Origin of the sequence: Fluviicola sp., assembly GCF_029266855.1 — a bacterium.
Lineage (GTDB): Bacteria > Bacteroidota > Bacteroidia > Flavobacteriales_D > Crocinitomicaceae > Fluviicola.
The window spans coordinates 307105-319257 of sequence record NZ_JAQSWB010000001.1 but is presented as its reverse complement, the minus strand read 5'-3'; the positions used below and the strand labels follow the sequence as shown (position 1 = coordinate 319257).

Below are 12153 nucleotides of genomic sequence, written 5' to 3'. Positions count from 1 at the left end.
GTTGTTAGCGTTCTTGCTTGTTTCTAAATCCCTCTTGCCAAAAGTTTAGCCGAAACTTTATATGTTGCGGAATAGGAAAGTCCAGGCTGGCGGGATTTAAAGGTTTGAAATGCTTTTTGATACCATTTGGGATCAGTTGCTTTCTTCTTTAAATTTTCATGTGTAATCACATCATAGATTTCACCATTTAGCCAAGGTTCAATTCCATAAATTCCAATTCCGAAATATTCAGCTCTTTCCAAAACGATTTCGAAATCCGATTCGGAAAAGAAAGGGATGTTTTCCCCTTCGAATCCATCATTCAGTTTTTTCAAACCGTTGAATACATTTTTTTCTAAAAATTCACTTTGTTCCATATTGATAGGATATTTTTTGACTTGTCGTAAAAAAAGCGAATCCGATTGGATTCGCTTTTTAATATTGTTAGAAATGTCACCCTCCTCAATCCTCCCTCAAGGGAGGAAGTTGAAAGTAACTTCTACATACTATGCTTTACTTCCTCTTTTACGCTCGTTTTCTTTCAACAAGATTTTACGGATACGTAAGTTTTCAGGAGTTACTTCTACATATTCATCTCCCTGGATGTATTCCAGACATTCTTCCAAAGAGAAGATCTTTGCCGGTGCCAAACGAACTTTCTCGTCTGCTCCTGATGAACGCATGTTCGACATTTTCTTTGTCTTCGTTACGTTCACACACAGATCTCCTGCACGTGAGTTTTCACCGATAACTTGTCCTTCGTAAATATTTTCATTCGGATTAATGAAGAATTTACCACGGTCCTGCAAGTTATTCAATGAGAATGGAATGGATGTTCCCTGCTCCAATGAGATCATAGATCCGTTTTGACGTCCTGGAATATCTCCTCTGTATGGCTGATATTCTAAGAAACGGTGAGTCATAATTGCTTCACCCGCAGTTTGTGTCAACAAGTAGTTACGTAAACCAATGATTCCACGAGACGGGATTTGGAATTGAATGATCATACGAGCTCCTTTCGGTTCCATATTGGTCATTTCACCTTTACGTTTTGTTACCGCTTCAACAGCAGTTCCTGAAAACTCTTCCGGTAAATCGATTGTCAATTCTTCAACCGGCTCACATTTAACTCCGTCGATTTCTTTGATGATTACTTGTGGCTGACCAACTTGTAATTCATATCCTTCACGACGCATTGTTTCGATCAATACAGATAAGTGCAATACACCACGACCGGCAACGATCCATTTGTCTGCTTTATCGGTATCAGAAACACGCATTGCCAGGTTTTTCTCCAACTCTTTCTGCAAACGTTCCTGGATGTGGCGTGAAGTTACCTTCTTACCTTCTTTTCCGAAGAACGGTGAATCATTGATAGAGAACAACATGTTCATTGTCGGCTCATCAATTTTGATAGATGCCAATGGTTCCGGGTTTTCAAAATCACAGATTACATCACCGATTTCGAAACCTTCGATTCCTGTAACCGCACAAATGTCTCCTGCAGCAACTGAATCTACCTTACGACGCTCAGTTCCGTCAAATACAAATAATTCTTTCACACGGTGTTTCTCTTGAGAACCATCGCGTTTTGCCAATACAATCGGTTGGTTTTCTTTCAATTCTCCACGGTGTAAACGACCGATAGCGATACGTCCAACATATGTAGAGAAATCCAAAGAAGTGATCAGCATTTGTGTATTTCCTTCTTCGATAGGACGAGGTGGGAAATAATCCAAAATTTGATCCAACAAATCTGTAATATCTTTTTTAGGTTGTTTCCAGTCTGTGGACATCCAGCCATTTTTAGCCGAACCATAGATTGTAGGAAACTCTAATTGTGCTTCGTTTGCATCCAATTCGAACATTAAGTCGAATACTTTTTCATGCACTTCGTCAGGAGTACAGTTGTCTTTGTCAACCTTATTGATTACCAATAAAGGTTTAAGTCCCATTGACAATGCTTTTCCTAAAACGAAACGCGTTTGCGGCATCGGACCTTCAAAAGCGTCCACCAACAAACAAACCCCGTCTGCCATGTTCAATACACGTTCTACCTCTCCACCAAAGTCGGCGTGACCCGGAGTGTCGATGATATTGATCTTTGTTCCTTTGTAAGAAACGGAAACGTTTTTAGATACGATGGTAATTCCACGTTCGCGTTCTAAGTCATTACTGTCCATGATCAAATCTCCTGTCGGACGATCACGTTCATTTAATACATTTCCTGCCTCAATCATTTTGTCAACCAATGTTGTTTTACCGTGGTCAACGTGTGCAATAATTGCGATGTTTCTAATTTCCATTTTTAAATTATAAATTCTTTAATTATCAATTATCAAGCGGGTATTTTAAATCTTTTCCCGCTTGATAATTAAACAATTGATAATTACTAATTATTTACTATAGCTGTTTGAGCTGAATTTTCTACCAGTTGAAGATGATGAACGACGATCTGATCCTCCTTCTCTTCTTGCTGATCCCGAACCTCCGGATGGAGTACCATAGGATTTATTCCCGGAGAATCCGCTTTTGCGTTCACGGTCTCCACCGCTTCTGCGTTCGCTGCTTCCTCCTTCGGATTTTCCGTAGCTGGAGTTACCACCTCTGAAACCTCCACCGCCTGAACGACGATCCGAGCTTCCTGAAGAACGGTCGCGATCACCGAATGAACGACGTTCTCCGCCTCCACTGCTTCTGCGATCAGAACCTTCTTTTTTCTGAGTGATTTCAACACTTACGCTGTTTCCTTCGTAATCTGCACCATTTACTTTTGATAAAATAGCTGCTTCATCCGTTTTATCTGCTTCAAAGAAAGAGAAGTTCGGCATTACGTCGATACGACCAATAGAACCACTGTTCAATCCTGTTGAATCACAGATCACACGCAATAAACCACCAGGGTTCAATCCATCGCGTTTTCCAAGACTCACAAAGAAACGAGTTCTGTTAGCGTTATCACCGCGATCTGCTCTAGGAGCGCGTTCGCTTCTTTCACCTCTTTCGAAACGATCCTTGCGGTCAAAACGATCATCACCTTTTCTGTCCTTGCGATCTTCACGGTCACCTCTTCCGGCGCTCACGTTCAAATCACCGGCACGATCATAATATTCGATGAATCGGTTGAATTCTGCAGAGATGAATTTTTTGATCACTTCTTCTTTTGACAAGTCCTCGAAGTCTGCCATAATTGCAGGCAAGAAAGGAGCGATGTCATTTTCTTTTACTTCGATCTCTTTTACTTTAGAAATCAATTTGTTCAATTGAATTCCACAGATCTCAGAAGCTTCAGGAATCAAAGCAGCTTTAAACGTCGTACGAATCTGACGTTCGATTGCTTTGATCTTAAAGTTTTCACGTGTATTGATCAACACCAATGACTTACCTTGTTTTCCGGCACGAGCTGTACGACCTGAACGGTGCGTGTAGTTCTCGATATCATCCGGTAAGTTGTAATTGATCACGTGAGTAATATTGTCTACGTCAATTCCACGAGCCGCAACGTCAGTTGCAACCAATAACTGGATTGAACGCTCACGGAAACGATCCATTACACGATCACGCATTGCCTGAGATAAATCTCCGTGCAACGGTTCAGCGCTGTATCCTTCTTTTGCCAATTTCTCAGCAACAGTAGCCGTTTCATTACGTGTACGACAGAAAACCAATCCGAAGATATCCGGACTAGCGTCGATTAATCTTTTCAATGCGTCATAACGATCACGCTCTTTTACCGTATAGTAAATGTGCTCAATGTTTTCGTTACTTTGATTTTTGTGGCCCATGGCAACTTCCAAAGGATCTGTCATGTAATTTTTAGCAATCGCAGCCACTTCTTTTGGCATTGTAGCTGAAAACAACCATACATTCTTTGTATCAGGAGTAGCATTTAAAATTGCATCAATGTCTTCTTTGAAGCCCATATTCAGCATTTCATCTGCTTCGTCAAGCACTACTGTTTCAACTGTTTTCAAGTTGATTGCTTTACGATTGATCAAATCAACCAAACGCCCAGGAGTTGCTACAACGATTGTTGCGCCACGCTTAATATCGCTCATTTGTTTGCGGATATCAGTACCACCGTATACGGCAACTACTTTAATCTGACGATCAAACTGAGCAAATGCTTCTAAGTCTTTGGAGATTTGTAAACACAATTCACGCGTCGGTGCGATGATTAGTCCTTGTGTTTCGGTAGGTCGGTCTGTAACTTTGTGGATAAGCGGTAAACCAAATGCCGCTGTTTTCCCTGTCCCTGTTTGTGCGAGTCCGACAAAATCGCTTTCATCATTCAATAAGTGCGGTATCGCACTTTGTTGGATCGGAGTTGGTTCTGCAAAACCCATTGCTTCTATCGACTGCAGAACCTCAACTCGTAACCCGAGTTCTTTAAAGGTCATAAAATAAATCTAAAATTGGCTGCAAAGATATGACCTTTTTTCGGATAATTGTTAATAAAAATAGAAGTAATTGTTAATTAATGCTTTTTAGGGAGTTTAGAGGGGCTGGATATTAGGATGTTAGGACTTCAGGATGTTAGGATATTAGGACTTTAGGATGTTAGGACTAGAGACGGGAGACTGAAGACTGGAGACGGAAGACTAGAGACTGGAGACTGGAGACGGAAGACTAGAGACTAGAGACTAGAGACTGGAGACGGAAGACTGGAGACTGGAGACTGAAGACGGAAGACTGGAGACTGGAGACTGAAGACGGAAGACTGGAGACTAAATATTTTAAATGGGATCCAGGTTGTTTTCAATCAGTTTTTTATTTATTGCTGATTTCAAACAGGTGGGACATAAGCAATCCGTGATATTTTCCATTGGCATGATCATCGGGAGTTCGCTGCACCAGCATGCTTTTGTATAACAGGAAAACGGGACACCACACTGGACACATTGTTTCTGTTTTTCCAGTACCGGGACCTTATACTCTCCATTTAATGTTATTTCCAATTCGGATAAATGAATCAGATCTTCGTGCTGAACGATGGAGAAATTATTCAAGGAGACCGGTGAACGGTACGAAGGTCCGTTGAGAACCATGGTGTGATATTCTCCCTGTTCCCCGCAAAGATCCAGTCCGTTTTCTTTTTCCAGTGTTTTGAATTCTTCTATCAGTTCCGGGTTAATTTTTCTTCCAAGGAACTTTTTATCCAGGTGAGTTGATTTCACCATGGTTATGACCACCTCAAAATTGAACTTCAGCAAAAGATCCAGAACATTCATTCTTTCCATCTTCCATAAGGGAAGAAAAACGTTCATCCCAACGGCTGCAGCACGATCGCTGATCCAGTTGGAATTCCCGTGTACTTCCGAAATATCCCCTGAAACTGCTACTTGAATAGCCAACTGATCTTTTAACTTAGATAATTGAAGTTCATAATTCTCGGCAAAGGGTTCCTCAATTTCCAGCAACAGCTGAGGAATCCCCAAGGATTTGGACTGCAGGTCCATCAGTTCACGGGCATGCGCTCTGAATTCAGTTGATTTTGAATAAAAGGTTACCAAAGCAACAAGCTCGTATCCTGCTTCTTTTGCCAATTGCAAAGCAAGATTACAATCCTTCCCGCCCGACCACAGAACTATTGCTTTCTCTTTCATCAGGACGAAGTTAGTTATTAGTTACCAGTGGACAGGCATCAGGCAAGAGTTATTAGCGCTTGGTCATTAGCAGTTAAATATACTTCTTAGCTGTTAAATATGTATACAAACGTCGCTATATCTATGCTTTATTTATGCTTCAATTATGCTTCAATTATGCTTCAATTATGCTTCAATTATGCTTCAATTATGCTTCAATTATACATAATCATAACTTTGTTATCGAATTACCAATTTCGAACGATTTATTAACTGGTCACCTGAATGTACTTCAAGCAGGTAGATTCCCGCCGGTTGCCCCAAATCAAGATCTGTATTGTAAAATGATGTTTTTCCTGATTTCGAAGCCGGCTCCAGACTTTGTTGTAATACTACCTGTCCCACTTCATTTCTTAAGACCAGGGCAGATGACGTTTCGGAGTTACCGGAGAATGTAAGGTGAACTTTGCTATCCGAGCTTGGATTAGGGTATAGTTCAAAATCAGACTCATTTACCGGGATGTATTTCAACGCCAATTCATTTCTCGTTCCATCCAGGTCTGTCTGACTTAATTTATAGTAAATCGACTCACGTGTGTTTTTTGTATCCAGGAATGTATAGGTTTTGGCTTCAGTTGAGTTGACCGCTCCTTTTACCTTTGTTAATTCTTGCCAGTTTATTCCATCTGCACTTGTTTCGATCGTGAAATAATCATTTCTGCTTTCAGATTCTACGGCCCAGGTCAAGAGATTACCCTCGTTCTTTTTCTCTCCGTCGAAATACAAGAATTCTACAGGTAAAACCGAAATCGTATTGCAATGAATGACCTGGTAAGGAATTCCGGGACCATGAACAACGATATCAATCGTATTGCAATTCATTGTTGCAACCGTTGCATTCGTACAATTTACATAGGGCGCAGAGTATCCATAAGCAGATCCGTTATGCGGAATACTCGGATTGGTAGTTGTCACAGCATTTCCGGAACCACCATTCAGAGGCAAGGCATACGCACCATTCATTTGTCCGTTCACACAATATATTTTTGCCTGAAGAGTATACAAAGAAGTTGCGTTTGGTCCCGTAATACTGATGTTATAGTCAAAATTGACATTGTAATTATATCCCCAAGGACAGTTGGCAGAACTCACTACGATTGTTTTGGGGGTTATGGTGACATTTACAACATATCCTAATGTAGAAACAACGGAACATTGTGCATTCGCCTGAATAGATGTGAGTAGAGAAAATAGAAATGTTAGAAAGGTTAGTTGCACTAAACTTGTACTCTTACGCATTGTGGGTTTTTTAAATGAAGGGGCAAAAGTACATACTACAAATGCATTTATATGCCATGGTATTTAATTTACAACTAAATTTCACGTTTAAGCAAAATTAACGCGTCAATTGTACAATTGATTGAAATTTTCACAAAACAAATTAGCAAGCAGACTAAGCCTATTATTCAAGCTGACAGAGCATTTCTCCATTTTGCTTTCGGGTTGTTTCTCCATTTTTTTACAACCATTCAATAAACGGTGTATCAAAAAGAAAAACTGAAATAAAACCTCTTCTATTCCAAATTCTTCTATTTATCCTTCCTTTATTATGTTCCGCCCAGCAATGGGAGACATCACTCCTATTGGAAAATAATGATCCGGTTGAAACCCATTTTTCATGTGAAAAGTATTTTTAATATGATCCGAACAAACTTTTTTCTCCTTTACGTCGTCTACTTTTCATAACAGGCATTTCTAAGGTGCTTTGGTCTGCATTTAAACAAGAATGAACGGATTCGTTAAGTTTCAATTCCATTTTTGGTTTGCACAGATTATAGCTTTACCTTAGAAATCAATATCTGACACCCATTGATGAAACTACTTGTGAGTATAATCTGCTGTACACTGTTTCTCTCCAATTCCAGGGGACAAACCTGGGGTGCGAGTACGTTCAGCCAAACAACAAATGAAGCAGTTGACATTGAAGTCAACAGCTTAAATGAATCCTATGTTGCGGGGTATTTCTCGGGACAAACATCCTTTAGTCCGACAAGTTCGTTTTCCGGAACACAGGGAAATACAGATGCATATATTACCAAATACTCTTCTACAGGAGCAGTAATCTGGACAAACCAATTCGGCGGACTGGCTGCTGACAGGGCAATTGACCTGGCTGTCGGACCTGATCAAAACATTGTAGTTACCGGCCAGTTCTTCGGAAGCGTTACTTTCGGGAGCACCACACTGGTTTCCAATTCAAACTCAAAGGATATTTTCATCGTAAAACTAGATCCTGCAGGAAATGTACTCTGGGCCAGAAAGGAAGGCGGGAGTTCACCGGACAATCCCTACAAACTTACCATTGACAACTTAAATAATATTATACTAACCGGTGAATACCAGGGAACTGCCACAATCGGGGCAAATACTTTTACCAGCGCCAATGCTTCATTCGATTTGTTTATTGCAAAGTATAACCCGGGAGGTACTCCGCTTTGGTCACTAAGCGGCTATGCGGATTATGATGACCGGGGACTTTCAGTTGCTACAGATGCACAAAATAATATCTTCTTTACCGGACAGTTTTCCGACACACTGAACTTCGCTTCCAATACTTATAATAACAACGGAATGAACGTCGGGTTCCTTTGTAAATTGAATCCGGCCGGGCAAGTTCAGTTTTTTCACCTGATGAAAGCCGGGTATACCCTGCCTTATGATGTGGAAGTGAACCTGAGTGGTGAGCCTATTGTTGCCGGAGACTTTTTAGGAAACATGCTTTATTACGACCAAAACGGAAGTAATTCTATCCAGAATCCCTATGAGAAACAAATCTTCGTTTTAAAGACAAGTAATACAGGTCAATACTCCTGGAGTCATACATTAGGTTCGGCGAATGAGCTTTCCGCCAAAGCACTTTCCATCGATCCGGCCAATAATATCTTTGTAACCGGTTATTTCAAATGTGATCTGTCCCAAATCCAGGACAGCAGCGAAACCCTATTCAATTCCATCGGATTCAAAGACCCTTATCTTTTAAAAGTATCGAACAGCGGCTCACGGCTCTATATCAAACACTTCGGGAGTAAGCTGGATGATGAGGGAAAAGGAGTTGCGGTGAGACAAGCGGACCAACCTTTACTTTGCGGAAGTTATACCGCAGATCTGAACTTTATTCCGGGTGCAGCAGCCCTCGGATACAACAACTTTACTTTCAACCCGTTCATCGGAATGGAACCTTTCCATGTTTTTTTGGCGGGTGACCAAAGCCGGAATTCCTTTTTAACCAACCAGGTGAATGCGAGTTACGGGAATTATAATTATTACAGCTTACCGACCGCGGATTCACTAGCAGGATATATTCACGCAGAAGAAGCTGCCCAGTATGTCACTGTTATCGGTGATACCGTTCACTTTTGTACCAGTGCCAATTTATTTTATCACACACTTACTTTCCCGCATTTCGGGCCGAGTTATACAAATACCTGGTATGACGGAAGCCAAAATCCGGTGAATACCATTTCCGCAACAGGAACTTATTGGGTACAACACGAGCGCGATGATGAGTGTTATATGGACATGGATTCTATTTATGCGATCCAGGAGCCTATTCCGAGTCTACCGCTTTTAACAGATAACCAAGGTGTAAACGTAAATCAGCCAGGTCCTCAATACAATGATTATCATTTCTGTTTCCCGGAAGGTGCAATTATTAATTATTCCAACCTGGATCCGGGCTCTACAGTTACAACTATTGGAAACGTAGTCACTTTTAACGGACCCGGCCCGCATTTACTAAACCAGGAGTATCAATATTTCGTACAGGTAACGAACCAGTACTGTATAAACATCGGGAACTTTACTTTTACCCATGATGAAGCAGCTCCGCATGACAGTATTTCTCTTTCCATTGCAATGAACACTACTTGTCCGACAGGTGATTCTATTGTAATCTGTCAAAACACACCTGTTGAGTTTCATGGGATCGACCTGATCATCAATCCGAATTCAAATTTTTATCCATCTGTTTATCCTCCGATCGATACCGTAATATGGAGTATTGATGGCACTCCGCATATAAACTACGATACGGCGGCTACCGTTTTCAATCCCTCTACAAGCGGGTGGCATACAGTGACTATCCAGGTAATCAAAGGTTATGATAATTTATGCGGACTGGATACCACCATTTATACAGCTACCAGGCTATTTTATATCCAGGTCAATCCGAATCCCAGCTGGGGAACAACCATTACAGGCGGAAATCTCTTGTGTCCGAATGAATCGACCTATTTAGTCGCCTCCAATCCGCACCCCAGTCTCAATTGGTCCGGCTCTAATATTTTATGGAACAATGGTGTGGACAGTATTGAAGTCAATGCTCCCGGATGGTATAACTACACCGGAATTCTGACAGATTCATTAACGGGCTGCAGTTCGTATATCGTATTCAATCATTACGTGGGGGTAAAAGTTGCACCGGATATTACATCCCAACCGGGAGATGCTGTTATCTGTCCTTTTGATTCGCTGTTAATGTCAGTTCCTAATACCTTTGATGCTTATATGTGGTTCGGACCGAACGGAGATACCTTATCAACAAGTTCCCAGTGCTACACGGATCAAATCGGAAGTTATGTCTGTAATGTTACAGATGCAGAAGGCTGTGTTCTGACAACACCTCCTTTTGAAGTGTTTGAATACTCAACTCCTTCTCTATCGGTTTTACCGGGAGCGACCATTTGTTCGAATGAATTGGTGGATATCCAGATCAGTTATTCGGGAAATGCCACGTTCCAGTGGAACAACGGCTCAACGAGCGACCATATTTCGACCAATGTACCGGGAATATACGTGGTTCAAATTACCCAATGCGGCATTACCGTAACGGACAGTATTGAAATTATCAACGGATCATTTACCGCTACTATTTCCGTGAGTGATTCCGTCCTGTGTTTCGGTGATACGGCTATCTTTACCGGATCCTATCCCAATGGAAGTTACGAATGGTCGAACGGCGAAACAACTGGTAATATCTATCCCACAGTTACAAGCGGAACGTATTCTGCACTTGTAACAAATACAATAGGTTGTACCGCACAAACAAACAGCATTACAGTTACCAATGTTCCGGGAAGTGCACCGCCGAGTATTCCGTCCCAGACAATTTGCCCGGGAGAGAATGTCACACTGACCAATCCAAGTACAATTGTGTGGTATACCCTGGATACAAATGCTGTTTTCACAGGAACAACAGTCAATCTGACCAATGTGCAACAGGATACCAGTTTCCTGATCTCCCACACAGCACCTAACAGCATATGCGGAATGAGTTATTCCCTGGTTTCCGTTACACTTGCCGTTCCTCCCGGAGTGGTAAGTATTATCGGCGACTCCAATCTTTGCATCAATGAAGACGGTGTTTTTTACGTCAACACTACTGATAATGTGGAATGGTTTTCAAACGGAGTTTCCCTGGGATCCGCCAACCCAATCACTATTCCGTTTGCAACCCTGAATGCACACAACGTTTTCTCCGTTGAGTTTTCGAATGCATGTTTCAGTGTGGTGCAATCGGACAGTGTGAATATCATAAGTCCTGCCCCACTGCAGCTTGCTGACGACACCCTGAATATTTGTTTCTTTGACTCGGAAACGGCTTTTCTCACGAACAATAATCTTAGTTCCGTTGTATGGACAGGCAGTTTCGGAACGATAACTGATGACGAATTAACCGTTTACGGGAACATAACATACATGCCGATTACGGTAAGTGCAGTAGATGAATTCGGTTGCCAGACACAGACTGCAACTCTGATCATAAACACATCCACATACAATCTTACACCTAATATAAACTTCCCTAATTACTGTCCGGGAACCAGCGGAAACATTTCTGTAACCACCACTTCCGACAGTATTCGCTGGATCACTCCGTTCGGAAATTCAACAAGTAATCCGCTTTCATTTACTTTGAGTCAGCAAAACTCCGGCAATTTCTATTTGCAAACGTGGGACGATATGGGTTGTGTTTATATGGACACCGTGTTTGTTCCACTATCGCCGGTACCAAGCCTGAATATTTTGCCTGATACTGTTTTTTGTGCGAATGACATTTACACCTTCTACTTTCCGAATGACGAGAACACCTATTACTGGACAACTTACGGGAACAACACCAATATCCCGATCACATTCGACCAGGAACTGATTTTAAATGTCGTAACCCCGGACGGCTGTACCGGCTCAGACACACTGATCGTGCATGCGGTGGACTGCGACGATGAACTTCCGAATATTATTACACCGAACGGAGACGGAATCAACGATTATTTCATTATAGATGACGCTTATTCGCAATTAGGAAATACCATCATTATTATTAATCGCTGGGGAAACAAAATGTTTGAAGCCAGTCCTTACCTGAATAACTGGGATGGCAGCGGTGCTTCCGACGGAGTTTATTTCTACGTTTATTATCCAAACGGAATCGACGACCCAAGTTATGTGAAGCACGGGTTCATACATGTTTACGGGAAAGATTAAAATAGCGGGTATTGAAACAGACTAAAGACTTTCGAAGTCATGA

General features: G+C 41.6%; 6 protein-coding genes. 1 reads left to right on the top strand and 5 read right to left on the bottom strand.

Annotation, left to right across the window (positions count from 1 at the left end; translation table 11 throughout):
• Positions 1–23: 23 nt before the first annotated feature.
• The 5 genes from K0S23_RS01390 to K0S23_RS01370 form a co-directional block, all read right to left on the bottom strand.
• On the bottom strand, positions 24–356 hold the full coding sequence (locus K0S23_RS01390; protein WP_300353227.1) for a hypothetical protein: 333 nt from the start codon (positions 354–356) through the stop codon (positions 24–26).
• A gap of 129 nt (positions 357–485) precedes the next feature.
• On the bottom strand, positions 486–2285 hold the full coding sequence (gene typA / locus K0S23_RS01385; protein WP_300353224.1) for a translational GTPase TypA: 1800 nt from the start codon (positions 2283–2285) through the stop codon (positions 486–488).
• Between the two features lie 90 nt (positions 2286–2375).
• Positions 2376–4379, bottom strand: coding sequence for a DEAD/DEAH box helicase (locus K0S23_RS01380; protein ID WP_300353222.1), 2004 nt, complete (start codon positions 4377–4379; stop codon positions 2376–2378).
• 336 nt (positions 4380–4715) lie between these two features.
• Entirely contained in the window at positions 4716–5585 is an 870-nt protein-coding gene (locus K0S23_RS01375; protein ID WP_300353220.1) for a diphthine--ammonia ligase, read from the bottom strand.
• Between the two features lie 219 nt (positions 5586–5804).
• On the bottom strand, positions 5805–6863 hold the full coding sequence (locus K0S23_RS01370) for a T9SS type A sorting domain-containing protein (RefSeq protein ID WP_300353217.1): 1059 nt from the start codon (positions 6861–6863) through the stop codon (positions 5805–5807).
• Between the two features lie 573 nt (positions 6864–7436).
• Between K0S23_RS01370 and K0S23_RS01365 the strand changes: the two genes are divergently transcribed.
• A complete protein-coding gene (locus K0S23_RS01365; RefSeq protein ID WP_300353214.1) occupies positions 7437–12110 on the top strand; it encodes a gliding motility-associated C-terminal domain-containing protein in 4674 nt (1557 codons plus the stop codon).
• The last annotated feature ends 43 nt before the right edge of the window (positions 12111–12153 follow it).